The following is a 25,546-nucleotide window of genomic DNA, read 5'->3' as shown; positions in this document are numbered from 1 at the left end:
TTTTCCTCATTATGTCTTTGCTTCTTATATTTGTTTCACGTGGATGTGATTTTAATATCATCATTACAAAACTGTAATTCAGAATATTAAATTCATTAAAACTAAATATTAATTATATTTTAAAACTTAAAAATATACAGGGATCCATTCCCGGCATCAGGTGAAAGCAGAACGATAATTCCCTCACAAAAGATACTATTCTGTTGACATTAACAAGACAGTATTTTGATCTGTAGTGAGTAATAAGAACAACCATTATGCAGTCCGGCATGCCAGACTGTTGTTACATACATTAACCAGAAAAAATATGTTATGTTCCAGGACAGCAAATCATCAAAAAACCAGATTCCAAAATCTAAAAAAGATCTGGACAGTATAAAACCCGCAGATCCAGACCCAGTTAATAAAGCTGAAAAAAAAGCTGAAAAAATAAAAAAAACAGTACAGACAGCCGGGCAGGCACTCTCCTATACCGATAATTTCATGAACAAAGCTACACAACCTAATACAGCTTTGGTTTCTGAAAATAAAATTTGGAACGAGCAACCCACTTCTAAAATATTCAATGCCGGATCAATTCCGAAAAGTGAGCTTTTAGGGATCAATCGTGTGGTTAAACTTGAAATCATTATTGAAGGAAAAATAATTAAGCATTTCAAGCATTTTACACTCACCCAAAGTGCTGTTAAACATCATGAATTCAATCTTATGCTCGCTCATGATGCTTTGGGAGGGGCAGAAAATCATAACCTGGAGCAGGCACAAAACTTTCTGGGCAAGAGGATCACAGTAGTATTTAAATATAAAGACGTAGAAGAAAGTCCTGAAAGAAACTTTGTAGGGGTGATTACCGAAGTAGGGTTCAGCCAGGAAAAAGGCAGTTTGGGAAATATTGTACTTACCGGAAACAGCCCTACTGTACTTCTTGATGCTGCCCCGCACATTCAGAGTTTCGGTGGTGCCAAAGAGATCAGCCTGAACAGCATTGCAGATTGGGTGATTAAAGAAGGACTTGGTTCCAATAAATTTGATTTCAGAGTAGATTCCCAGCACGGAAATGTTTCTTACAGCTCTCAATATGAAGAAACCCACTACAATTATCTCGCAAGAATAGCAGAAGCTTATGGGGAACAGTTTTATTATGATGGTGAGGTTCTTCATTTCGGAAAACTGCCCCCACAGGAAAAGCCGGTACAATTGGTATACGGAAGCAGCGTACATGATATTAAGATCAAAATGAGAGCCCAGCATGTAAACCCTGTTTTTTACGGCTATAACAGCAGCAAAAATGAAAAGCTCACAACAGGAAGTTCAAAAATAAATCATCAGTCAGATATTGCGAAACGAGCCTATGAAATATCCAAAGCAACTTTCACAACCCCTTCATTAAGGGTAGCTCCCATCAAAGCATCTACTTTTATGGATATTGATGCTTCACAGAAAGGTACAGCAGGAAGTAAAGCTGTAGACGTGTTTATCACATCCGGAAGCACTTCTGTCCCGTTTTTATATCCTGGATGTACCGCGGATGTAGAAATGCGGAAATCTGAAACCAACCAGACCGCCTATTTTACCAAGCTTATGATCACAGGGATCAGCCACGAGGTAGATGCAAGAGGTCATTATACCGGAAATTTTGAAGCAATAGCAGCAGATACCGGATACATGCCACGGCCTGAATTTGAGATGCCTAAAGCAGAACCTCAGTTCGCCAAAGTTATTTCAAATACTGACCCTCTTAACCAAGGCAGGATTCAGGTTCAGTTCGACTGGCAGAACGGGCAGGATACCACTGAGTTTATCCGCGTTATGACTCCTGATGCGGGCGGAAGCGATAAAGTAAGTAAAAACCGTGGTTTTATGGCTATTCCTGAAGTTGGAGATCAGGTGGTTGTCAATTTTGTACACCAGCATCCGGACCGTCCCTTTGTAATGGGAGGAATGTTTCATGGAGGTGTTGGCGGAGGAGGCGGACAAAACAATAATGTTAAAAGCCTGAGCAGCCGAAGCGGTAATAAACTGGAACTGGATGATGGTGCAGGATCTGTGTTTCTGACCGATCAGGGAGGAGCCAATATGAAATTTGATGGAGCCGGAAATGCAATGACCAATGCCAATAATGATAAAACAGTAACAGTTGGGAATAATAATACGGTAAATGTTGGAAGTGTAAGTTCTATTAACGTAGGAGGAAAAGAAGGCGGAGGAGCCAATTCTATGCTTAAAATGGATAATAGCGGAAAAATCACTCTGGAATGCGACACAACCATTACCATTAAAACAGGAAGCAGCTCCATAACCATGACTACGGGAGGAGACATCACCATAGAAGGTCTCAATGTGAAAGTCATAGGAAAAACGACTACAGAGTTAGGAAAAGCCGCTGCCAATCCTGGAATTAAGATTGATAGTGACATCAATGCCAATGCCGCTAAAATTAATACCTCATCTTCAGGACCTACCAATATCAAAGGGGCTGATGTGGAAATCAATAAAGGATAATTATGCAGGTTAATATAGAAAACAAGGGCGAATATCGTAACTATACCTTTCTCAGAGAAGAAAGATATCAATTTCAGGGACTCAGAAATGAAAACTATATTGAAGCTGAGCTAAAAGTCACCCTAACTTCTATTGAAAATGAAAAGCCTGTTTTTACCGTTGAAATGCCATTGTATAAGCAATCCAATAAAGACGGTATGTACAAATGGGTCGGAGACCTGCATCAGCTGAGAGAAAAAATAGTATGCACCCTCAATGAAAACGGACAGCTTGGAAAGATCATCAACTTAACTGAGGTACAGAATAAATGGCTGGAAATAAAGCCTAAAATTATCCTGAAACATCGAAGTGAGCAATACCGTGAAATTTTCATCAAAGGTGTAGAAGAACTTTTGGAAGATGGCGAGCGCCTGGCAGAAGCTCTCCGTTTCGCAATGCCTTATCAATTGCTATTTCCCGGCATTCATTTCAAGGAGTTCAAAAAAAACGAGATCATCAACGGATACCGTGAGCTTCCCAACTTTATTGCTACCAAGAGCGTCCCTATTACTACAGAAGAAACAATTTCAGAATTAGAAGACGGCAGGTACCAGATTGATGTGAAAGGAAGCATAGATGAAGATAATTTTGAACAGGATAAAGTAACCGCCATGATCCGTGTTTTAAAGAACCGTCCCCGTGTGCCGACTCTCCTACAGCTTAATTATATAGAACGCTATCTCCTGGAAGAGTGGCCGTGGTCTGAACAGAGTATGTGTATGAGCCTGGCACAGATTCCTGGCACATTATACCGTGAAGAAAAAAACATCTTAAAAGCTGCAGCCCATGACCATTCCCCTGCTTGATATTGTATTCCAGAATGACCGCTACTATCTTCTCTTCGATGATGAGAAGATCCTGGAGGCTCCGGCTGCCAGAGAATGGCATGTATATGCAGACGGACAATATATATGCTCTGTCAGTAACTGTAAAGTTTCGGAGCTGTTGAAAGTTCCGGGTAAGATTTTTCTGGAGACCCGGGAAAACCTTAATAAACTGGAAAATAGTTTCAGAAGATTGAAAAATGTAACCCTGAGCTCAGATAAAATTAACATCTAAATCATCGCATTATGGCAAAAAAATACGTACCTGAAGGTGCCTTTTTAGCTTGCGACAAAGGAACAAGCCCCTCTACCCTGCGGGTAAGCAACAATAAAAACACTACCATATACAGTGTTCCCATGGCTTCGGAACTGGATTTTCTTCCTTTTTTCAATATCAAACCTATGGGACTTTGTACCAACCCTTTGAAATGGGCAACAGGAGCTTCTTGTCTACCAACCATTCTTACTGGATGGCAAGCGCCAAAGGATGGGGTAAAGATAAATGGAAGCCGGATGCTATTGGAAGATTCTTTCTGTAATTGTATATTTGGTGGAAAGATCAACATCTTCTTTGATAGAGCAGCTGCCGTATCATATGGCGTCGGAGAAGGAAAAATGCCTTCCGACTATATCAAGGAAGGTTTTGACTGGATCGCCGAGCAAAACAAAAAAGGTCGGGAAATGCGGGACCAGATGCTTCCGGACTGGATGAAGCCCGTAACAGGTGTCGGAGACTGGTTCAGTGATCTGGGGACAGGGCTGGTAGAAGGAGCTGTAAATGGTGTAGTTGGCTTAGGTGAAACACTTTATCAGGTTGGCCAGGATCCCGTAGGCACCGCTGAAGCATTGGGCGGAATGGTAAGTGACGGATGGAACGCAGCTACCGAAGGGGTCGGAAATGCATGGAACTGGGCCAGCAAGGGAGACAACTGGAGCAATGCTGCTGAAGGAGCCTGGAACTGGGCCAGTGACGGACAAAACTGGGCAGATGCAGGAAGCGCAGCCTGGGAAGGCACCAAAGATGCTGCAGGCTGGGTAGCTGAAAACCCAAGAAAAATAGGCACAACTGTGGGAGAATTTATTCCGGATGTAGCAGCAGCAGCATTTAGTGGGGGTTCTTCCTTAGCATTGACCGGTGCGAAAGTTGCAGGAAAAGAAGCACTTGAAGAAGCTGGTGAAAGAATTGTCCGAGAAGGTGTAGAAGAAGCAGGGGAACGGGCTGCAAAAGAAGGTGGGGAAGCTGTAGCAGCTAGAACAGGTAAAGAGCTTATAGAATCTTTAGGTGATGATGCTTCTGATATTGCCAAAGTCACTGACGGAACCATAACCGATCCTCCAGGCACTTATAGAGATACAAAGGGAAGGTTAAGAGATTCTAAAACCAACAAATTTGTCGAAGACCCTAATAAACCTCCTAAAAATGAGCCTGAAAATAATCCAAATAACCCTAATGATTCAAATAGACCAAGTTGGAGAAAAAGTGAAATAGATGCGGAAGGTATGTATCCGGGTTATGATACTCAGAAAAGCTTTATTGATAAAAAAGAAGTGCCGTACGGAACGGAAGGCAGTACAAGACCTGATTTATACACTGAAGGTCATAGTGTTGAAGTAAAAAATTATGACGTTACCTCCAATAATGGAAGAAGTAATTTAACAAATGAATTAAAAAGACAATATAATGACAGATTAAAAAACCTTCCGAATGGGACAAGGCAAACGGCTGTAATTGATGTAAGAGGTCAAAATGTGTCACCAGAAACATTGATAGAACTTCAAGAAAGCATAAATCGAAGCTGTCCGGATTTGGAAGTAATTTTCATGCAATAATTTTTATATATTTAACTTAAAATTTTAAAATATGGTAGGATTAAAAGTAGGTCCAATCTTTTACAAAATAGGAACCGGAAGTTTTCTGCATTCATTCTTTTCAACTGTAGCTTATAATTTAGAGAATAATAATTGGGGGAGCAGATTTCCATTGATTATGAATGAATTATATTATAAAAGTTTGTCACCTGATAAAATTGATTCTGCTACTGAAGAATTAAAAACCATTTTCACTGAACTGGAAGAATATTCTCCTTCTATGGTTGTCTGGGATATTGAAGATTTATCAAAACAACCACCTTGGGGTAATAATATTGCTGAAAGAATTACGAGCTTGGCTAATTATTTTTATACTAGTGATGGTGAAGATCTTTTCGCCGTATTCAAAAAAGCTATGGACGCGGCAAAGAAAGTTAATAAAGAAATATCAGTTCAAAGTTTATAATTAGTTATAAGTTTTTATATAATTAACCGCTTTATGGCGGTTTTTTCATTTTGATATCTAAAAATTACAGGACCAATGGCATAGCTTGTAAGACTTTTCCAATTTAAAACTCATTAATCATCACATAAAAATGCCCTGAATACAAACTTTCAGGTCCGCCTGAGATATTTGTGAGATTAATTGTAACACTTGTAGTAGAAGTCATTCTTGGATTGGATACCGAAAAAGAAGTATTGCCTGCAAAATCGCCCGCCGGAGAAACTACAATTGCCGCTCTTACAGAACCCGGCTGCATACTCGCAGGAACAGGAATTTCGAGCATAACAGATTTTCCGGGGGGCAGATTATTCACAGAAACCGATGGCCAGGCTTCAAAACTGATCTGGTTTTTTTGTACACTCCCCTTTTCCCCCAGTTTGTATCCACCATTTACATCCAATTTAGCAGATGTATTAGGGAATCCTGTACCTATTCCAACATTAGCATTATTATTTCCAATGACAATTGCATTAGCTTGGGAAGTCGCCGCTCCATATCCAATCGCTGAAGAAAACTGCCCCAAAGCATTCGCTCCCGATCCTATTGCCGTAGAATTCTGATTATTGGTCACTGTATTATATCCTACAGCCGTTTCACTGTTAGAACTTGTTTTTGCATTATATCCTATTGCAGTAGACTGAAAGCCTGATGCTGTTGAATTTTTACCTAAAGCCGTCGCATCATTTGTTGTTGTTTTGGCATTATACCCTGCTGCGATCGATTGAAAGCCTGATGCTTCCGCATTATTTCCTATTGCTGTAGCTTCATTCATTGTTACTTTGGCATTGAATCCTACTGCAGTTGACTGATAACCGGAAATTTTAGTATTGGCTCCCAAGGCTACCGATTCATTGGCCGTAACAGATGTATTTGTTCCGATGGCAATTCCCTGGTAAGCACTGCTGGAATTACCCAGAGCAATACCATTCTGATCTGCATGAGCTGCCATACCAAAACTTATTGAGTTATTTACACCCAAATGTCCTACTGTGGTAGAATTTACTTTAAAAATAAGATCATCTGAAGTATTGGTCCCTAAAGAAAGATTGGTATTAGCTCCAGCCGAATTACCGCTGTTTGTTGCCGAGCTATTCCATGCTGAAAATGGAGCGACACTTCCTCCGCCGGCTCCGTTTCCGTTCGTTCCTGCAAAGGTGGCAAGCATATTCCATTTGCCCTTATTCCAGTAATAAAACCCGGTCTCCGTTAAACTTCCTTGTCCATTATTCCAAACAATGAGCCCTTCAGCCGGATTTCGAATAGTTAACTGATCTATATTGGATGCTAAAGACACACTTGGAAAAAGCACTCCTTTATTTTTTGAACTGATGTGCAGCATAGCAGAAGAATCAGGCTCAGGTAAACCAATCCCCACCTGTGCGATAATAAAATTATTAATCAGTAAAAAAAGAAGAAAGAGCTGAAGTTTGAATTTGCTTTGCATCGCCTTATTGCTATAGTTTATTTTTTGAGGATGCAAATATACGAATTTAAAACAAAATAGCCATATTTTTTATCAAATCAATAAATATACACTTAATAGTGATTAAATCCACCGTTAATCACTTATAATTGAAACATTATCATGAATTAAAAAGCATGAAACCTAATAACAACACAGTTCCAAAGGCCTTATATCTTCTATCATATAAAAAATTAAATTACATTATATATAAAAAAATCACGTAAAAATGAATAAAATAAAATTTATTTTTGTCTTACGAAGCAGCTTTCAATATGATCGTTCACCATTCCGGTGGCCTGCATATGAGCATAAACCACTGTAGATCCCACGAATTTAAAACCTCTTTTCTTCAGATCTTTAGATAAAATATCAGAAATATCTGTTACAGCCGGAACATCACCTAAAGTTTTGGGACAGTTATCCACCGGCTTTCCACCTACAAAACCCCATATATATTCTGAAAAGCTTCCAAACTCTTTCCGAACTTCCAGAAACTTCTGCGCATTGGTTACTGTAGCCATTATCTTAAGCCGGTTTCTTATAATGCCGGGATCGTTCATAAGCTCCTCCATTTTCTCTTCCGTATAAGCTGCAATTTTTTTATAATTGAAATCATCAAAAGCTTTTCTGAAATTCTCTCTTTTAGAAAGGATCGTATACCAGCTCAGTCCCGCCTGAAAACTTTCAAGGATCAGAAATTCAAAAATAGTTTCATCATCGTATACGGGCCTTCCCCATTCCTCATCATGATATTTTCGGTACAGATCGTCTTTCTCACACCAGCCACATCGTATTTTTTCCATAATAGTAATTTTTTATACTGTACTAAAGATAATACTGATTTGAAAAGTATAACAAAAGATTAAGAAAAGTTTAACAGCATTTCCAGGTTTTAGGAATAGTTATTGTTTATTTACGTATACACAACAATAAAATATTATATATTATGAACAATTCAGAATACAACAAAGCGGAAAATGCAGTAAATAACACAGAAAACTCTTTAAAGAATGCAGCAGACAATGCTAAATGGAAAATTGATGACCTGGCAGCCAAAGCAAAAGATTACATCAATGAAAAGAGGAATAATGATGAAGAGGCACAGCAGGAAGACTGGTTTGAAAGAGTAAAGAATAATGCTGCAGATGCATGGGATGACATAAAAGATAAGGCAAACGAAGCTTGGGAAAAAACTAAAGATGCTGCGGAAGATGCAAAAGCAGAATGGAATAAGAAAACCAATTAAAATTTCAGTCATATAAATATTTCAAGAAAATGGAGTCTTAAATCAATAAGGCTCCATTTTTATGATGTTACAAACACAAATTATTGCTACATTTGTATTCAAATAAACATTAAAAAATTATGTCATACGGTTTACTTAAAGGCAAAAAGGGAATTATTTTTGGAGCCCTTAATGAGCAATCAATCGCATGGAAAGTTGCAGAAAGATGTCATGAAGAAGGTGCTGAATTTATCTTATCAAATGCCCCTATTGCTTTGAGAATGGGAGAACTTAATGGTTTAGCAGAAAAAACAGGTTCTGAGGTGATTGCTGCAGATGCTACTTCTATAGAAGATCTTGAAAAACTTTTTGATGCTGCGACAGCAAAATTCGGGAAAATAGATTTTATCCTTCACTCTATAGGCATGTCCGTAAATGTAAGAAAAGGAAAGCATTACACTGAAATGAATTATGACTGGTTGGAAAAAGGCTGGGATATTTCAGCGGTTTCTTTCCACAAGGTAATGCGTGTGGCGTGGGAGAAAGACTGCATGAATGAGTGGGGAAGCATTTTAGCACTGACTTATATTGCAGCTCAGAGAACTTTCCCTGACTACAATGATATGTCTGATAATAAGGCTTATCTGGAAAGTATTGCAAGAACATTCGGAAATTACTGGGGTGAGAGAAAAGTACGTGTCAACACGGTTTCCCAATCTCCTACACCTACTACAGCAGGTAGCGGTGTGAAAGGTTTCGGCGGCTTCCTTGGATACGCTGAAGATATGTCTCCGCTTGGAAATGCTACAGCTCTTGACTGTGCCAACTATTGTGTAACTTTATTCTCTGATCTTACTAAGAAAGTGACGATGCAGAACTTATTCCATGATGGTGGTTTCAGCAGCTCAGGAGTTACTCAGAAAGTAATCAGCAAATATGATGTTGAATAACAGCATTAAAAATATACTGTAAACAATAAACCGGCGGCCTCTACGAGGCCGCCGGTTCTATAAAAATGTTAATATGAAGTTACAGTATAACAGTCTGTATAGAATGGGCCGGCGCAGATAATTTCGCAGCCATTCCTTCGATCCACAGATTTGTTTCAATATCATTCCCGGAATCATTCATGATCACAGTAACCAGCTGGCCGTTTTCATTCATGAAAGTGGTAGATGTAAGAGCCGCTCTGTTTGAAGAACTTCCGATTCTCTGGGCATTAGGCTTGATAAATTTTGAAACATGGCCTACATAATAATATTCATAAGTATAATGTACCTCTCCTGTTTTGGTATCAGCAATGATAGGGGCAAAACAGAAGTTTCCGACATGGTTTGGGCCTCCGGTTTCATCCAGCAACACATTCCAGTCTGTCCATAAGGCTGTTCCTTTATTGAAATCATTAAGCATATTTCTTCCATAAAGTTCACCAAGACTCACATCATAAATTCCGGACATATTGAACTGTTCTTTACAACCTTCGGTAAAAGCCAGGAACTTATCCGGGAAAGCTTTCTGCGTTTCAGATAAATTATCGAAAAGCTGCGTTTTATTATTCCAGGTTTCATACCAGTGATACCCAATTCCGCTGGCATATTTCGAGGTTTCAGGATCGCTTAAAGTAGTAGTGGCTCTCTGATAGATTAAATCCCGGTTGTGATCCCAGATCATTACCTTTTTGTCTTTGTAACCATTTTTCCAAAGTGTCGGCCCAAGGTTGTTCTTAAGAAATTCGCCTTCTTCTTCAGCTGAATAAATGCAGGACTCCCAGGTCTGTGTCGCCATAGGCTCATTCTGTACAGTCAGACCCCATATGTTGATTCCTCTTTTTTCATATTCTTTGATGAATTTAATGTAATAATCTGCCCAGGTCTGATAAAATGCATTTTCCAACCGCCCTCCTTTCAGCATACTTTTATTAGATTTCATCCATGCTGGCGGACTCCATGGGGAGAAGTAAAATGTGAAATCTTTCCCTATCGCTTTCTGAGCTTCTTTAATCATCGGGATCTTATACTTTTCGTCATGGGCAATATTGAAAGTCTTCAAAGCCGTATCATTATCTTCTACATAAGTATAAGAATCACTGGAAAAATCGCAGGAGTTCATATTGGTACGGACTACGGTGTATCCCAATCCGTTTTTTCCAAAGTAAGCCTCTATAATCTCTTTCTGCTTGTCCTCCGGCATTTTATAAAAGGTTTCTGCAGATGCATCAGTGATGGCCCCACCAATTCCGATCAGCTTCTGATATTTAAAATCAGGATCTACAAAAATACAGGCATCCGTTTCTTTGGGCTGTCCGAACTTCTCAAACTTAACCATTCCTTTATCTGCCATTTTCTCATTGGCCTTGGAGTTGGTAAGAATAACCTTTGCTGTTTTCCCTGTGTTCTTTTTCCAATAGTTCTGTGCATTAGCATTCAGAAACGCTCCTACTGCCAAACAGCTTACAATTAGTTTTTTCATAATTTTTTCTTTCTGTTTTTGGACGTAACTGCCCTCTCTTCATTATTTATTTTGATAAACCCTTACATAGTCTATATAATACTTTTGCGGAAATATGCTGTCATCTATTCCTTCTTTTCCGCCCCAGAAACCGCCTACTGCCAGATTTAAAATAATAAAATAAGGCTGATCGAAAGGCCATGCTTCATAAGTTTTTTCTTTATTTTCATACGTGAAAAACTTTTTATCGTCAATATAGACATCAATTTTTTCCGGCGTCCAGTCTACTTTATATACATGGAATTTTTCACTGGCATCTTTTACAATCAGAGTATCCGTTTTCTGTGTTCCCTGAATATGATTATACTTTTTGGTATGAACCGAAGCATGGATATACCCCTGATTGAAACCTACATGTTCCATGATATCCAGTTCGCCGTCATCCGGCCATTTTTTCATATTCTCACTCATCATCCAGACGGCTGGCCATGTTCCCCTGCCTTTGGGAAGTTTTGCCTTTACTTCTACTGTTCCGTATTGGAAAGAGAATTTCCCCTTGGTCAAAAGCCTTGCAGAAGTATACTTATTCTTATCCCAATTTTCTTTTCTGGCCTCAATAACAAGATTTCCACCTTCCATTCTGGCATTTTCAATTCTTTTCTTTGTATAAAACTGAGCTTCCTGGTTTCCGTATCCGTCTCCTCCTACATCATAATTCCATTTTAATGAATCGGGAAGACCTTTCCCATTAAATTCATCGCTCCAGACCAGTTTTCTGCCGGAGCCTGCTTTGTTTGAGACGCAGCTTGCCACAGAAAGAACTAATATTCCGGCCGCACAGAGTTGAATGATATTTCTAAATTTGATTTTCATGAATGTGGTTGTCATGTAGATTTTTGGCTGAAGCCGTTTTCTTTTTTATTATGTTAAGCGGGCTAAAGCCCGCTCCTATTGAATTATTTAATCCAATTGATTCTTTTCGTCTGAACATCCTGGGAGTTGGTTCCAACCATAATATTGAATTCTCCACTTTCCCAATCATAATTCAGATCATTATCAAAAAATTTCAGGTCTTCCGGGGTCAGTTTGAAGTCTACTTTTTTGCTTTCTCCTTTTTTGATGGATATTTTTTGGAAACCTTTCAGTTCTTTCACAGGCCGTACTACTTTCCCAAAAAGATCCCTGATGTAAAGCTGTACGACTTCTTCTCCGTCAAATTTTCCTGTATTGGAAACCGTTACGCTGATATTTAAAGTCTGGTTTCCTTTAAGACTGGTTGAACTTAAGACCATGTCAGAATATTTAAAATCCGTATAGCTTAATCCGTAACCAAATGGAAATTTCGGATCATTATCCAGATCAATATAAGCTGAAACATAATTTCTATCTGTGTTATTTTTCGCAGGTCTTCCTGTATTGTAATGATTATAATAAATAGGAATTTGTCCTTCGGTTCTTGGGAAGCTCATTGGAAGTTTTCCTCCGGGATTTACTGCACCGAACAGAACATCGGCAATAGAATTTCCTGATTCTGTTCCCAGCCACCAATTATAGGTTATGGCAGGAATATGATCTGCTGCCCAATTAAAGATCAAAGGTCTTCCAGCGTTAATCATTAAAACAACAGGTTTTCCTGTTTTAGCTATTTCTTTCAATAAATCTTCCTGTACGCCGGAAAAACCGATACTGCTTCTGCTTTTGGCTTCACCGCTCATTGCATGACCTTCTCCTAACGTCATGATTACCACATCAGCTTTTTTCGCAGTTTCCACTGCTTCCGCAAACATAGATCTGTCCTGATCGTCTACATTACATCCTTTTGCATATAATAAGGTAGAATTTTTATCGAGCTGATTTTTAATTCCGTCAAACTGAGAAACGATTCTTTGGTTATCGTCTTTAAATGCAATGGACCAAAATCCGTGGTTAGCAACTGTTTCTTTCCCGAAAGGTCCGATCAGTGCGACTGTTTTCACTGTTTTTGAAAGTGGAAGAATATTTCCTTTATTTTTCAGAAGAACAATACTTTTTGAACCGAATTCTCTTCCGAATTTCCGGTGTTCCTGATTGTCGGTCTGTTCTTTCTGTCTTTTTTCATTGCTGAATCTGTAAGGATCATCAAAAAGCCCCATTTCGAATTTCTTGGTTAAAATTCTTCCTGCGGCATCATCTACTAATTGTATATCAACTTTTCCTTCTTTAACTAATTTTGGAAGTTCTGCCATATAAACGCGGCTTTCCATATCCATATCACTTCCACCTGATATAGCTTTTTCAGCGGCCTCGTTAGCGTCTTTGGTATAACCATGAGGAATCATTTCCCCGATACTTCCCCAGTCTGACACCACAAAACCTTTGTAATTCCATTTTCCTTTTAAAAGTTCTCTTTGAATATATTGATTGGCTGTAGCAGGAACTCCGTTGATATCGTTAAAAGAATTCATGAATGTGGCTACTCCAGCCTCAGCTGCGGCTTTAAACGGAGGCAGATAGGTTTCATTCAGCTGTCGTAAGCTCATATCTACAGAATTGTAATCTCTTCCGCCGACAGCTGCTCCATAGGCCGCAAAATGCTTGGCACAGGCCATTACCGCATCAAGGCTTCCTAAGCCCTTTCCCTGGAATCCTTTAATTCTTGCCAGACCAATCTGCGTTCCCAGGTAAGTATCTTCTCCGGAACCTTCCATTACCCTTCCCCATCTCGGATCTCTTGCTATATCTACCATAGGTGCAAAGGTCCAGTGGATCCCATAAGCAGAAGCTTCTGTGGCTGCAATTCTCTCAGACTTTTCAATCATTGCCAGGTCCCAGCTTGCTGCCTGACCCAAGTTAACAGGAAAAGTCGTCCGATAGCCATGGATAACATCCTGTCCGAACAGTAAGGGTATTTTCAGCCTTGATTGCTGAGCGAGTTTCTGAAAAGCCCTGGTTTCATCAGCGCCCGCTACATTGAGCATGGAGCCTACTTTCCCTTTCTTTATTTCTTCCAGTACTGCTGCTGAATTGGATTGCTGAGGCCCTGTGGCATATTCAAATCCGCTATACTGAACCATCTGTCCTACTTTTTCTTCGAGTGTCATTTTAGACAGCAGTTCCGCTACTTTCTGATCAATCGTTTTCTGCCCGTGGACATTGATACCTAATGCTGCAATTGCAAGTAAGAAATAAGTTTTTTTCATGATATTAAATTAAAAAACATAAGTCGCTGCCGAGTGTCCTGAAAGGGTAACCGGAGCAGTCTTTCCGTTATATTTGATATTAAAACTTTCATCTGTACTGTTTCCGTTCTGGATAATAAGTACAGTTTTTCCGGCAGGGGTTTTAAAGGCTGCCGTAGAAAGTGTTTCTGTCTGTGAGGAGGCAATACGCCGGGAACCTGCAGGTACAAATTTGGAAGCGTGTGCGATAATGTAATAGGAGACATTTCTGGTGAAGTTTTCACTGTCCGAAACTGTTATTGCCCCTTTACATTCTGTACATCCTCCGTCTGTATGCGGTTTGTACTGCGGATCATTTGCTATATTCCATTCCAAAGCAATTTTGCTCCAGTTTCTCATGGAACCGATGATTACATTTTTAACATGCCAGTTCAGGTCTTCATTAAAAGTTCCCTTCGATCCCGTCCACTGCTCGGTAAAATACAAATTTTTATCGGGAAATGCGTTGTGAACCGTACTTAACGCCGAAATGTCTCCTTCATACAAATGGAAAGCCGAGCCGTCAATATATTGATACGCCTCCGGATCTTTCAGAATATCAAGGGCATATTCCGGTTTGTTGCAGTTATGATCGTAAACAACAATTTTTGTTTTGATGTTGTTGGCTTTAAAAACAGGGCCCAAATGACCTTTGATAAAGTTTTTCTGTTGCTCAGACGGCATATACAGGCTTGGGTTATTTCCGGGATGGAGAGGCTCGTTCTGAGGCGTAATGGCATCAATGGTAATCCCTTCCTTTTGCATTCCCTGAATATATTTTACAAAATATTCTGCATAGACTTTATAAAACTCAGGTTTTAAGCTTCCTCCTTTGGATTTTCCGTTGTCCTTCATCCAAACTGGAGACGACCATGGAGCTGCAATAATTTTGATATCGGGATTGATGGCCAAGATCTCTTTCAGCATCGCAATCAGATCTTTATCCTTTGCCAGGCTGAATTTTGAAAGCGTCGGATCTGTCTGGCCTTCCGGAAGATCGTCGTAAGAAAAAACTTCACCATCGAGATCGGAAGCTCCAATACTTAACCGCAGATAGCTTATGGAAATTGAATTTTTATCTTTCCCAAAAAGTTCATCCAGAAGCGCTTTCCGTTTTGAAGATGAAAGCCTGTTGATCACCTCAACACTTCCTCCTGTCAGGGTATAGCCAAAACCGTCAACATATTGAAATTTCTGGGTATCATCAATTTCAATATTCTGCCAGTTATTGGCATTTGTTGTAAACCTAACCGGGCTCTGCTGCTGTAATTTTACACTTTCATTTCCTTTCGTCAGCCAGGATTGAACACTTTCTTTATCACTATTTACTGACGCACATGATACAGGAAAAAGTACCACGCCGCAAAGCAGCGCAGTACCTTTAAAAAAGAAACTATATAAACTGTGAAACTTCATGTTTTAGTAGCCTGGGTTTTGTTTTAAAGCAGTATTTGGCAATTCATTGAACGGAATTGGAAGAATTTCATTTTTATTTGCTTTAAATCCTTTAGAGGCAAGCTTAGAAGGAGCATCTCCCCATCTGACAAGATCGAACCATCTGTGTCCTTCTCCGGCAAGCTCTCTTCTTCTTTCGTCTTTAATAGCCTGTAAAGAAACAGGAACTGATGCTAAACCTACTCTTGCTCTCACAGCATCCAACAGAGCCTGTGCTCTACCTCCGGCACCGCCTAAGGCTTCTGCTTCCATCAGGTAAGTATCTGCCAGTCTTATGGCTACATAATTTTGTCTGAAATTCAATTCAGCCGGTCCTGGAAGTGAGCTTTTCAAATCGTTCGTAGGTAAATATTTGTTTAAGAAATATCCTGTATCTGCAAAGGCAGGGCTGTAAGAAATTTTACCATCAGCGACCAATTGTTTCGCATTGAAAACGGTTACATTTAATCTGGGATCCCCCTGCATGAAATTAACGAAGTCATTCGTTACTGTATTAAAAGCCCATCCGGAATAAATATCCGGTGCATTATTATTCGGAACATTTTTTAAAGAATAAGAACGCGGTCCTACCATTACGTTGATAGAGTTACCTTCATCTTTTCCCTGTCCCCAGAATCCCCAGTCGGAGTTTCCTTTGTTGGTATGCATAACTTCCAGAATTGATTCTGTTGAAAATTTATATGGATCTGCAGTTTCCGGTCCCACTTTGAATAGATCGGCATAGTTGGCCACAAGTTTATATCCATATTGGCTGGTTCCTCCCGGTGTACCATTCACTGCTGCCAACTGTGTTGCTGCTTCGGGCATTTTTTTATCGTAAAGATAAATTTTACCTAATATTGCCCTGGCTGTTCCTTGTGTAATTCTACCCTTGTCATTGCCGCTAGACGTCATCATTAAATCTGGAATGGCCGCATTGATGTCACTTTCTATCTGCGCATATACATCACTTGGTTTCGCCTGTGGTATATTCCAGTAATCATCACCGAACTGAATAGTTTTGAGCACTAACGGAATATTTCCAAACATTCTTACCAATTCGAAATAATATAAGGACCGGAGTACTTTGGCCTCTGCAATATATCTCTTTTTAATATCTTCACCCATAGTAGCTCCCGGAACTTTTTCTATTAAGAGATTAGCACGTGCTATCCCTTGATAAAAATCTTTCCAGTAACTCGCAGGCATGGTATTGGGATTAATTGTAAAATTATTCATTCCCTGGATTCCTGCTCCATCATTGGAGTTTCCACCTCCGGAATAAAAGTCATCAGATCCTGCATTAAAAAAAGTGACCGTATTCTCGAATCCTCCGGAATATTTTCTTAAAATATCATATACGGAAACCAATGCACTGAAAGACTGTTGTTCATTCTGAAAATACAGATCGGTATTAAAAGACCCTGAATTCTTTACGTCATCCAGATATGAATCACTACAGGCAATATTACTAAAACTCAGGCCTGTAAGAAACGTAATGGCAAGCCCTTTATATAAAAAATTCTTATTTTTCATTTTGTTCATTATTAAAATTGGATATTAGCACCTAACAAAAATGTTCTGGCTTGTGGATAGTAAGCTCTGTCAACTCCTATTATATCTTGTTCGGAATTGTTTCTTCCTGCGATTTCCGGATCGTAGCCCGTATATTTCGTAAAAGTAAAGACATTTTCTCCCGTTACGTACAGTCTTACTTTGCTCATCCCAAAACGGTTTGTAACATCCTGAGGAAGTGTATAACCTAACTGGATGATTTTTAAACGGACATAATCTCCTTTTTGAAGATAATAATTTGACATCCAGGAATAGTTATGGTTAGGATCATCCCTTGTAACTCTAGGGTTACTATTGGTGGAACCTTCCCCTGTCCATCGATCTAAAACCCTTGTCTGATAATTAGCATCAAGCATATCTAATCTTCTTAAACCCTGGAAAATTTTATTCCCTGCTTGTCCTTGTGCAAACATCATAAAATCGAAATTTTTATAATTTAAATTGACGGTCAGTCCAAAAGTATATTTCGGGATAGAGCTTCCTAAGTTTACTTTATCATTGTCATCAATTTTACCGTCGCCATTATTGTCCTGCCATATAAAATCTCCTGGTTTCGCATTAGGTAATAACTTGTTTCCAGTTGCATTGACGTAGGAATCAACCTGTGTCTGATTCTGGAAAACACCACTATATGTGTATCCGTAAAATGATCCGTAAGGCTGCCCTACTGCTACTCTGGATACCGCTCCCATGGTCTGAAAAGAGGCAAGGTTGAAATAATCTATATCATCTTCTAATCGTAAAACTTTGTTTTTAATAGTAGCAAAGTTACCGTTAACCGAAATGCTAAAATCTTCCCAGTTCTTTTTGTAACCTAGCTCAAGTTCTAATCCTGAGTTTTCCATATCTCCAACGTTTGCCCAAGGCAAATTAGGAACACCTACATAACCAGGGATATTCACCTGTCTTAAGATATCAGATGTTTTCTTTTTGTACCAGTCTGCTGTAAAAGTGAAGTTGTTGAAAAGTTTCAAATCCGCTGCAATATTCAGCTGGCTGGTCTCTTCCCACTTCAGGTTCGGATTTTCCAGTGTACTTGGTGCATATCCTATGATAATATTATTTCCGGCAGTGGTATAGTTGCTTCCGGAAACCATGAAACTTGCAAATCTGAAGTTATCCATTTCATCATTTCCTAAAACTCCGTACCCTCCTCTTAATTTCAAATTATTGATCACTTTATTTTGAGGCCAGAAGTTTTCTTTATGAACATTCCATCCTAATGACATGGAAGGGAAAGTTCCCCAATGCTGATTCGTGGCAAATTTTGAAGAACCGTCTCTACGGATAGTTCCAGTAAATAGATATTTATCTGCATAATCGTAAATAATTCTACCAAAATAAGATGCTTTACGGGTCTGTATTCCATCCCATCCTGTAGCCGTAATATCATCCTGAGGGATATTAAAGTTGAAAGATGCATCCTGCCAGTTATCAATAGGCAGATTACTATAGGTCAAACTTGCCCCGCCAGCAATATTATATCGGTAAACTCCCTGTCCCAACAATACACTTAAATTATGATCGCCGAATTTATTCTGATAGGTCAGAGTATTTTCCATACTCCATTCGAATTTATTTTCGTCTACCTTATTCAGACTGTTGAAGCTGGTATTGTTAAAATTAGGGCTCAAATAATATTTCGGCGTAAAAGTGCGGCTTCCCCAATACGACTTCTTACCATTTAAACTTGTTTTGAAAGTGAAGTGATCAAGAAATTTAAGCTCAGCAAAAACATTCCCGACAAAGTCATCCGACCAGCTATAATTTCCCTGTTGGATGTGGCGGAAAGCTTGTGGATTGGTCATTTCCTGATTGACATAACGGGAAATTCCATATGGATTACCATTTTCGTCACGGATAATATATGGGTTGGTATAACCGTTAGGATCTACTAAAGACCAGTCTGTAACGACTACCGGAGTGGTAGGATCTAAATTAACTGCTGAAGCTAATGGACCACCGAATTCTTCGTTGGCACTGATTCCCTGAGATTTTACGTGTGTATACGCAAAGGTTTGGCCTATGGTCAGGTAGTCTGTAACTTTATGTGTTGAATTAAATCTGGCATTTATCCTTTTATAATAAGAGATATCGCTCATGACAATACCCGTTTGATCAAAATATCCAAACGAAGTATAATAGGTTGACTTTTCATTACCACCTGTAATACTTATTTCGTGAGAAGATTTTTCACCGGTTCCGAAGATAGCATCCTGCCAGTTTGTTCCCTTTCCAAGTGATCCGGGATTGGCATATCTAGGTGTTCCCCCATCATTTACAAACCCTTCATTAATGATGTTTGCATATTGAGTAGCATCTAAAAGGTCTAATTTTTTGGAAGTATTTGAAAAACCATAAAACCCATTGTACGAAAGACTCAGTTTTCCTTTCTTTCCTTTTTTTGTCGTAACCAGAATTACTCCCTTTGCTGCAGAAACCCCATAGATAGCAGATGATGCCCCATCTTTCAGGACTTCCATACTTTCTATATCAGATTGGTTCAGCCATCCGATATTGTCTACTACAATACCATCCACCACCCATAAAGGGCTGTTACTACCTGCACCAAAACTGGTAATTCCACGCACCCGTACCGTAGCAGCAGCTCCGGGCTGCCCGGAATTCGTCACTACAGAAACACCCGCAGCTCTTCCCTGTAATACCTGTTCAGGTTTACCTGCCGGAATGTTTTCTATGTCGCTTGCTTTAATACTTGCAATAGCTCCGGTCACATTACTTTTTTTCTGTGTACCGTAACCGATCACAATAACCTCCTCTATTTTATTCTCTTTCGGAACAGTGTCTTGTACGCTGGCCTGTGCACTGAAATTAGCTGTAAAATACAGCACAGCAACTACTCCCAGACTTCTTGATACTCTTAGATTCATATACAGTTAGTTTTTTAATTCTCAAATTGAGACAATAAAAATATATTTTTTTTTAATAAATTAACATTCTATTCACAATTATTTTAATTTTTCGTTTATTTTTGGGAGTTGAAAGCCTTATATCTTCTTCATAATTCCTAAAAAAATCGTAAAAAAACAATAAAAAAAGTCCCCAAAATGACAGCCAAGCTTTCCAAGATCTCTCTTCCTCTAAAACTAACCTTCCTTATTTTTTCAATGGTCTTGAACTGCATGGGTATTGTGATCCTTCAGCTTTCAGAGGCAAAAATCACCTATGAAAAATTAGGCTTTTTAGAATCTTTCAAAGATATTCCCATTGCATTTATTTCACTTTTTGCAGTGAATTTTATAAGCAAGACGGGTACTAAAAAAGCATTGGTTTCTGCTTTAGTCATTGTTGGAATCTGCTCATGTTTCCTTCCATTTATAGAAGATTTTTGGTTCTATAAAGTCTGGTTTGCTATTATCGGGACCTGTTTTGCCGTAGGAAAGATCTGTGTTTTCGGAATTATCCGGAACAATATTTCAGATGAAAAATCTCTTGCCAAAATGATGAACAGCGTGGAAGCCTCATTTATGGTCGGTATTTTTATAGTAAATACCGGTTTCGGGTGGCTCATTTCCAGCCGCTATTCCGAATACTGGAAGTTCGGTTTCCTTTCTATAACAGTACTCTGTGCTGTAACGATATTTCTTTTTTCAAAGCTGAACATCTCAGAAGCGAAAAAAACGGAGAATAAAAGTCTTATGGCTGAACTTTCAGTATTTGTAAAACCCACAACAATTATGTTCCTTGCTGTAGTTTTTTTTATTGTTTTTGTTGAGCAGGGATTTAATTCATGGCTGCCTTCTTTTTATAAAAATCACCTGAATGTAAATTCTTTTTTTGCTTTACAGGCCACTTCTTTTCTTGCTCTTTTTTCTTATGCAGGCAGAACAGCAACAGCTAATATCATTCACAGATTTTCACTGTCAAAATATTATATTCTGTGCATTTCTTTAATTATTGCTGTGCTGGTAATTATCGTGGGAATACAGTATTTTGATTCTGTGAATTCCGGTATTATTCTATTTTTATTTCCGGTGATCGGACTTTTCCTTTCGCCGCTCTACCCTGTCGTCAATTCAAAGATGATTGCACAGATCGACAGGGAAAAAATCAACCTGTTTACATCCCTGATTGTCATTTTTTCATCGCTTGGCAGCTCTGTCAGTTCAATTATTATGGCAGTTCTGTTCGGAAAACAACTGTTAAACTACTATCCGCTTTATATATTACTTGCTGTTTCTGTGCTTTTTACAGTGAGTTTAATATATTTTAAGCTTGCAGGAAAGAAATTATAGAAAATAATTTTATTTTTACTCCCATGAAAATCAAAGACACCAAAAACAAAGAAACCCTTCAGGAACTTATTGATACAAAAGATTTTGTAGCACACGTATCTGTTGACTGCACAATATTTGGTTTTCACAATAATATTTTGAAGGTTTTGCTTCTGAAGTACCACGATCTGGATCTGTGGTCGCTTCCGGGCGGTTTTGTTTTCAATGATGAAGACCTTCGTGAAGCCGCTGCGAGAGTACTGTATGAAAGAACCCATCTCCAGGACCTTTTTTTAAAACAGTTTCACACGTTTGGGAGAATTGACCGAACGGAGAATAATGTCCATCAAATCCTTCTTAACAATAAAGGAATTGAAGTTCCGAAAGATCACTGGATCTTCCAGAGATTTATTACGGTGGGCTACTGCAGCCTTATTGATTTTTCCGTCGCCAATACTTTTCCGGATGCATTCAACGAAAGCTGTGAATGGTTTGAGGTTAATAAACTTCCCAAGATGGCCTTCGACCATGACAGAGTTATAGAAACGGGCCTTGAATATCTTCGTATGAATATCAATACCGAAGTGGCAGCCAGTAATCTTCTTCCTGAAAAATTTACGATGAAAGATCTTCAGTCGCTGTATGAAACTATTCTGGGACAGAAATTCCGGAGAAATAATTTTCAGCGTAAAATATTAAGCTTGAATATTCTGGACAGACTGGAGAAACTGTATGACGGATCTGCCAATAAGGCTCCATATCTGTATAAGTTCAAAAGTAAGGTACACAATGCTGCCAATCAGTATCCTATCTCTAATGATGAGGAATCTTAGGAGACTGTATTTTAACTGAAATCCTGTATGGTCCCATTTATCTTACTGAAAATCAAACGCAACAAAGATTCGTAAAAAAATTTTTCAAACCAACGAAAAGTATTACTTTTAAGCAAATCAAAAAAATCATGTCATATTATCCTCTTACAAGCATTCCAGACTACTACGGAATTGATGCTTTACTTACTGAAGAACATAAACTGATCCGTCAATCGGTAAGAGATTGGGTGGAAAGTTTTGTAATGCCGCAGATTGACCAGGCCGCGCAAAATCATACTGATATTCCGGGCTTAATGAAAGAATTGGGAAAGATTGGAGCTTTAGGTCCATACATTCCTGTTGAATATGGCGGTTCAGGGTTAGATCAGATTTCTTACGGTCTTATTATGCAGGAGCTTGAAAGAGGAGATTCTGCGGTACGTTCTGCTGCTTCGGTACAGAGCTCGCTGGTGATGTTCCCTATCAACGAATTCGGTTCCGAGGAACAGAAGAAAAAATACCTTCCGCATCTTGCTGCAGGGGAAATGATCGGTTCTTTTGGATTAACTGAGCCTAATCACGGTTCAGATCCAAGTTCTATGGAAACGTATTTCAAAGATATGGGTGACCATTATCTTCTGAATGGAGCCAAAATGTGGATCACGAATTCTCCTCTGTGCGATATCGCAGTAGTCTGGGCAAAAAACGAAGAAGGAAAAATACAGGGCTTAATCGTTGAAAGGGGAATGGAAGGCTTTACTACGCCTGAAACTCATAATAAATGGAGCTTGAGAGCTTCAAAAACCGGAGAGCTGGTATTTAATAATGTAAAAGTTCCTAAAGAAAATTTACTTCCTGGGGCAACAGGGTTAAAAGGACCTTTATCTTGTTTAAACTCAGCGAGATACGGAATTTCATGGGGTGTAATCGGGGCAGCAATTGACTGCTACTGTACAGCTGTTCAGTATTCTAAAGAAAGAAAACAATTTGGCAAGCCGATTGGTTCTTTCCAGCTTCAACAAAAGAAATTAGCTGAATTCTTAACAGAGATCACAAAGGCACAGTTATTATGTCTTCAGTTAGGAAATCTTAAAAATGACCACAAAGCAAGTCCTGCACAGATCTCAATGGCTAAGCGCAACAACGTGAAAATGGCTATTGATATTGCCAGAGAATCCAGACAAATCCTTGGCGGCATGGGAATCATGGGCGAATTCCCGATGATGAGACACGCAGCCAATCTTGAGTCGGTAATTACGTATGAAGGTACACATGATGTTCATTTACTGATCACTGGCTTAGATATTACAGGAATCAACGCTTTTTAAATAAAAGCTCAAAAATATACTGAAGAGGAGTTCGGCCGAATGGCCGGACTCCTTGTTTTACTCACTTTGCAGGGAACTTATATTCAATGAATAATTATTGATGTATTAACATTATCCATTTTTTATTAAAAATATTTAATTTAATAACATCAAAAAATATTGATATGAGAAAATTATCTACACTTTTATTAAGTTTCACTGCTCCGTTCTTTTTTGCCCAACAGGCAGGAGATGTTGTGAGTTTTGAACAAAAATTGGATCTGACTCCACAGGGAGTTACTAATTTCATCGCCAACAGTCTGGGCGAGCAGAACGCTCCGGATTTTGTCAGCTATCTCAATGGATTCAATGTGGGGCTTAAGGGCTATAAAATTACTTATTATACCAAAAATGAAAAGAATGTCTTAGTAAAGGCTACAGGACTTCTGATGTATCCGAACGTTAATTTTAAACTTTCCACGGTGGTTTCTGATCACGGAACGACCGACAGCAGAGATAATGTCCCTTCTAACTTCAAAGGAGCCTTAACCGCAGGATTCGTAGTTGAATTATCATATGTACTCAACGGCTATATTCTGATGGCACCTGATTACGTAGGAATGGGAAGCGGAGACGGCGTTCATCCATATGTAGACGCTGCTACGGAAGCTGGCGCAACGATAGACTTTGTAAAGGCAGCCAATAAAGTGCTGGGTCAGTTAGGAATAAAAAGATACGATGAATACTTTCTGGCAGGCTATTCACAAGGTGCGCATGCCGCCATGTCCACTTTAAAAAGCCTGAATACCTCTAACCCAACCAATCTGAAGTTCAAGTATGCTTACATGGGAGACGGACCATATGATTTTTCAGGAGTTACCCTGAATAAAGGAGTCCTGGAAAAGGATTTTTATCCTTTCACTTCTTTCCTTGCCAATGTATTGCATACCTGCAATAATACAGGTTATAAAACCTACAATACGAGCATTTCTGAGGTCATTTCTCCGGAATATCTGGATAAATACAATTACCATGTGGTTCAGGACAACGGAGGCCTTCTTTGGGGGCCTGTGATCTGGAGAAATCTTTTCACTCAGAATTTTGTTAATGATGTTACCAATAATCCCAACAATAACCTCAGACGATGCATGAAGCCTAAGGATGTGTATGACTGGTACAACAAAACCCCTATGACCCTGGGACATTCCTCAGTAGACCTGGCTATTCCACCGGAAAACACTTCTAAAACCATTGATGTACAGCGGGGATATTATGCATGGTGGGATCTGAACAAATATAAGCTGGAATCATTATTTTGGGGACCTTTAGGCCATGTAGGGGGAATTGTTCCTTTTACATTGGCCTCCAATGCCAAATTCAATACACTCAGAAGCGGAGGTTTTCTGAATGAATGGGCCATACTGACTTCAAAACAACAGGGAAACAGCCAGGCTGAGACCCATACACTCTATTCTTCTCAATTAAAGCCGGATCTTGGAAAAATGCAGCTTGTAGGAGTTACAGATTTCAATCAGGAAAAAGCAGTAAGCAAATCAGGAACAAACGGCAGTTTATCATCATTAACAGACGGTGTTTATCTTTTAAAAGTACAGGAAAATAACAATCAGAAATTAATTCCATACGTTAAAAGCACACCCGTAGAAGTTCCTGAAAATGAAATTGTACAGTCTGAAAACAATAATATTTTAAAACTGAAAATACCACAGGAAGAACTGATCACTGTCAATATTTTTGATGGCAATAAAAATCTTTTAAGAACAGTTTCTCAGAAAGAGTATGCCGAAAACAATGGAATTGACATAAAAGGTCTTAATAATCAGAACACTTTTGAAGTGGTCACTCAGTTTTATAATCTTCAGTTCAAAAAAGCACTGGAAAACAGCTCATTATCTGACAAGGCTGAGATATTTACGAAAAACCGCCAGATCGTTGCCAGAGCAGGCAATGGCATTAAAAACATCAGCATCTATAATATTTCGGGGGCATTGATTATTCAGCAGGAAGTCAATAAATCAGAATTTGAATCAAAAAGCTTGGAACCAGGCATTTATGTAGTTCAGTTTACCGGAAACGATGGTAAAACGGTGAATAAAAAAGTAAAATTATAAGACAATAGTACTAGTATATCTTCATTTCAAATGAGATGCA

At 39.0% G+C, this 25,546-nt stretch carries 19 protein-coding genes; 11 read left to right on the top strand and 8 right to left on the bottom strand.

Annotated features, from left to right (window positions below; translation table 11 throughout):
• Positions 1-312 precede the first annotated feature (312 nt).
• Genes DRF61_RS00635 through DRF61_RS00615 form a run of 5 tightly spaced genes read left to right on the top strand, consistent with a single transcriptional unit; the run spans position 313 to position 5,640 of the window.
• A complete protein-coding gene (locus DRF61_RS00635) occupies positions 313-2,502 on the top strand; it encodes a type VI secretion system Vgr family protein (protein ID WP_111953026.1) in 2,190 nt (729 codons plus the stop codon).
• A gap of 2 nt (positions 2,503-2,504) precedes the next feature.
• A complete protein-coding gene (locus DRF61_RS00630; protein WP_111953024.1) occupies positions 2,505-3,347 on the top strand; it encodes a hypothetical protein in 843 nt (280 codons plus the stop codon).
• Positions 3,328-3,600: a hypothetical protein gene (locus DRF61_RS00625; protein ID WP_111953022.1), complete on the top strand. Its 273-nt coding sequence runs from the start codon at positions 3,328-3,330 to the stop codon at positions 3,598-3,600. Before DRF61_RS00630 ends, DRF61_RS00625 begins: the two co-directional genes overlap by 20 nt.
• Positions 3,601-3,611: 11 nt before the next feature.
• Positions 3,612-5,195, top strand: coding sequence for a DUF4280 domain-containing protein (locus tag DRF61_RS00620; RefSeq protein ID WP_111953020.1), 1,584 nt, complete (start codon positions 3,612-3,614; stop codon positions 5,193-5,195).
• A 31-nt stretch (positions 5,196-5,226) separates the two neighbouring features.
• Positions 5,227-5,640 (top strand): immunity 70 family protein, encoded by a 414-nt coding sequence (locus tag DRF61_RS00615; protein WP_111953018.1) that lies wholly within the window; start codon positions 5,227-5,229, stop codon positions 5,638-5,640.
• 103 nt (positions 5,641-5,743) lie between these two features.
• On the opposite strand, the gene DRF61_RS00610 is transcribed toward DRF61_RS00615, so the two are convergent.
• The gene (locus tag DRF61_RS00610) at positions 5,744-7,123 is read right to left on the bottom strand and encodes a hypothetical protein (protein WP_111953016.1); all 1,380 of its coding nucleotides are present in this window, start codon (positions 7,121-7,123) and stop codon (positions 5,744-5,746) included.
• Positions 7,124-7,386: 263 nt separating this feature from the next.
• Entirely contained in the window at positions 7,387-7,947 is a 561-nt protein-coding gene (locus tag DRF61_RS00605) for a DNA-3-methyladenine glycosylase I (RefSeq protein ID WP_111953014.1), read from the bottom strand.
• A 143-nt stretch (positions 7,948-8,090) separates the two neighbouring features.
• Here DRF61_RS00605 and DRF61_RS00600 point away from each other — a divergent pair, with 143 nt between their 5' ends.
• Positions 8,091-8,390, top strand: a complete 300-nt coding sequence (locus DRF61_RS00600; RefSeq protein ID WP_111953012.1) for a hypothetical protein — start codon at positions 8,091-8,093, stop codon at positions 8,388-8,390.
• Between the two features lie 119 nt (positions 8,391-8,509).
• Positions 8,510-9,319, top strand: coding sequence for an enoyl-ACP reductase FabI (locus DRF61_RS00595; protein WP_111953010.1), 810 nt, complete (start codon positions 8,510-8,512; stop codon positions 9,317-9,319).
• Between the two features lie 79 nt (positions 9,320-9,398).
• On the opposite strand, the gene DRF61_RS00590 is transcribed toward DRF61_RS00595, so the two are convergent.
• From DRF61_RS00590 to DRF61_RS00565, 6 genes are all read right to left on the bottom strand, one after another.
• On the bottom strand, positions 9,399-10,838 hold the full coding sequence (locus DRF61_RS00590; RefSeq protein WP_111953008.1) for a glycoside hydrolase family 30 protein: 1,440 nt from the start codon (positions 10,836-10,838) through the stop codon (positions 9,399-9,401).
• 42 nt (positions 10,839-10,880) lie between these two features.
• A complete protein-coding gene (locus DRF61_RS00585) occupies positions 10,881-11,690 on the bottom strand; it encodes a glycoside hydrolase family 16 protein (RefSeq protein WP_111953006.1) in 810 nt (269 codons plus the stop codon).
• An 83-nt stretch (positions 11,691-11,773) separates the two neighbouring features.
• Positions 11,774-13,996, bottom strand: a complete 2,223-nt coding sequence (gene bglX, locus DRF61_RS00580) for a beta-glucosidase BglX (RefSeq protein ID WP_111953004.1) — start codon at positions 13,994-13,996, stop codon at positions 11,774-11,776.
• Between the two features lie 9 nt (positions 13,997-14,005).
• The gene (locus DRF61_RS00575; protein ID WP_111953002.1) at positions 14,006-15,430 is read right to left on the bottom strand and encodes a glycoside hydrolase family 30 protein; all 1,425 of its coding nucleotides are present in this window, start codon (positions 15,428-15,430) and stop codon (positions 14,006-14,008) included.
• Between the two features lie 3 nt (positions 15,431-15,433).
• Positions 15,434-16,984: a RagB/SusD family nutrient uptake outer membrane protein gene (locus DRF61_RS00570; RefSeq protein ID WP_111953585.1), complete on the bottom strand. Its 1,551-nt coding sequence runs from the start codon at positions 16,982-16,984 to the stop codon at positions 15,434-15,436.
• Between the two features lie 11 nt (positions 16,985-16,995).
• Positions 16,996-19,914 (bottom strand): SusC/RagA family TonB-linked outer membrane protein, encoded by a 2,919-nt coding sequence (locus tag DRF61_RS00565; protein ID WP_111953000.1) that lies wholly within the window; start codon positions 19,912-19,914, stop codon positions 16,996-16,998.
• A gap of 177 nt (positions 19,915-20,091) precedes the next feature.
• Here DRF61_RS00565 and DRF61_RS00560 point away from each other — a divergent pair, with 177 nt between their 5' ends.
• The 4 genes from DRF61_RS00560 (at position 20,092) to DRF61_RS00545 (ending at position 25,506) form a co-directional block, all read left to right on the top strand.
• Positions 20,092-21,279 (top strand): MFS transporter, encoded by a 1,188-nt coding sequence (locus DRF61_RS00560; RefSeq protein ID WP_228452536.1) that lies wholly within the window; start codon positions 20,092-20,094, stop codon positions 21,277-21,279.
• A gap of 23 nt (positions 21,280-21,302) precedes the next feature.
• Positions 21,303-22,091: an NUDIX hydrolase gene (locus DRF61_RS00555; protein ID WP_111952996.1), complete on the top strand. Its 789-nt coding sequence runs from the start codon at positions 21,303-21,305 to the stop codon at positions 22,089-22,091.
• Between the two features lie 128 nt (positions 22,092-22,219).
• Positions 22,220-23,398, top strand: a complete 1,179-nt coding sequence (locus DRF61_RS00550; protein WP_111952994.1) for an acyl-CoA dehydrogenase family protein — start codon at positions 22,220-22,222, stop codon at positions 23,396-23,398.
• 164 nt (positions 23,399-23,562) lie between these two features.
• Positions 23,563-25,506, top strand: coding sequence for a T9SS type A sorting domain-containing protein (locus DRF61_RS00545; RefSeq protein ID WP_111952992.1), 1,944 nt, complete (start codon positions 23,563-23,565; stop codon positions 25,504-25,506).
• The last annotated feature ends 40 nt before the right edge of the window (positions 25,507-25,546 follow it).

It is taken from the genome of Chryseobacterium lathyri (assembly GCF_003290185.1).
Lineage (GTDB): Bacteria > Bacteroidota > Bacteroidia > Flavobacteriales > Weeksellaceae > Chryseobacterium > Chryseobacterium lathyri.
The sequence above is the reverse complement of the archived record's forward strand: the minus strand, read 5'-3'. Positions and strand labels throughout refer to the sequence as shown.

What these genes read in the sequence shown, in the direction of transcription:
- DRF61_RS00635 (WP_111953026.1), top strand. Translation starts at nt 313, where the DNA reads ATGTTCCAGGACAGCAAATCATCAAAAAACCAGATTCCAAAATCTAAA.
- DRF61_RS00630 (WP_111953024.1), top strand. Translation starts at nt 2,505, where the DNA reads ATGCAGGTTAATATAGAAAACAAGGGCGAATATCGTAACTATACCTTT.
- DRF61_RS00625 (WP_111953022.1), top strand. Translation starts at nt 3,328, where the DNA reads ATGACCATTCCCCTGCTTGATATTGTATTCCAGAATGACCGCTACTAT.
- DRF61_RS00620 (WP_111953020.1), top strand. Translation starts at nt 3,612, where the DNA reads ATGGCAAAAAAATACGTACCTGAAGGTGCCTTTTTAGCTTGCGACAAA.
- DRF61_RS00615 (WP_111953018.1), top strand. Translation starts at nt 5,227, where the DNA reads ATGGTAGGATTAAAAGTAGGTCCAATCTTTTACAAAATAGGAACCGGA.
- DRF61_RS00610 (WP_111953016.1), bottom strand. Translation starts at nt 7,123, where the DNA reads ATGCAAAGCAAATTCAAACTTCAGCTCTTTCTTCTTTTTTTACTGATT.
- DRF61_RS00605 (WP_111953014.1), bottom strand. Translation starts at nt 7,947, where the DNA reads ATGGAAAAAATACGATGTGGCTGGTGTGAGAAAGACGATCTGTACCGA.
- DRF61_RS00600 (WP_111953012.1), top strand. Translation starts at nt 8,091, where the DNA reads ATGAACAATTCAGAATACAACAAAGCGGAAAATGCAGTAAATAACACA.
- DRF61_RS00595 (WP_111953010.1), top strand. Translation starts at nt 8,510, where the DNA reads ATGTCATACGGTTTACTTAAAGGCAAAAAGGGAATTATTTTTGGAGCC.
- DRF61_RS00590 (WP_111953008.1), bottom strand. Translation starts at nt 10,838, where the DNA reads ATGAAAAAACTAATTGTAAGCTGTTTGGCAGTAGGAGCGTTTCTGAAT.
- DRF61_RS00585 (WP_111953006.1), bottom strand. Translation starts at nt 11,690, where the DNA reads ATGAAAATCAAATTTAGAAATATCATTCAACTCTGTGCGGCCGGAATA.
- bglX (WP_111953004.1), bottom strand. Translation starts at nt 13,996, where the DNA reads ATGAAAAAAACTTATTTCTTACTTGCAATTGCAGCATTAGGTATCAAT.
- DRF61_RS00575 (WP_111953002.1), bottom strand. Translation starts at nt 15,430, where the DNA reads ATGAAGTTTCACAGTTTATATAGTTTCTTTTTTAAAGGTACTGCGCTG.
- DRF61_RS00570 (WP_111953585.1), bottom strand. Translation starts at nt 16,984, where the DNA reads ATGAAAAATAAGAATTTTTTATATAAAGGGCTTGCCATTACGTTTCTT.
- DRF61_RS00565 (WP_111953000.1), bottom strand. Translation starts at nt 19,914, where the DNA reads ATGAATCTAAGAGTATCAAGAAGTCTGGGAGTAGTTGCTGTGCTGTAT.
- DRF61_RS00560 (WP_228452536.1), top strand. Translation starts at nt 20,092, where the DNA reads ATGACAGCCAAGCTTTCCAAGATCTCTCTTCCTCTAAAACTAACCTTC.
- DRF61_RS00555 (WP_111952996.1), top strand. Translation starts at nt 21,303, where the DNA reads ATGAAAATCAAAGACACCAAAAACAAAGAAACCCTTCAGGAACTTATT.
- DRF61_RS00550 (WP_111952994.1), top strand. Translation starts at nt 22,220, where the DNA reads ATGTCATATTATCCTCTTACAAGCATTCCAGACTACTACGGAATTGAT.
- DRF61_RS00545 (WP_111952992.1), top strand. Translation starts at nt 23,563, where the DNA reads ATGAGAAAATTATCTACACTTTTATTAAGTTTCACTGCTCCGTTCTTT.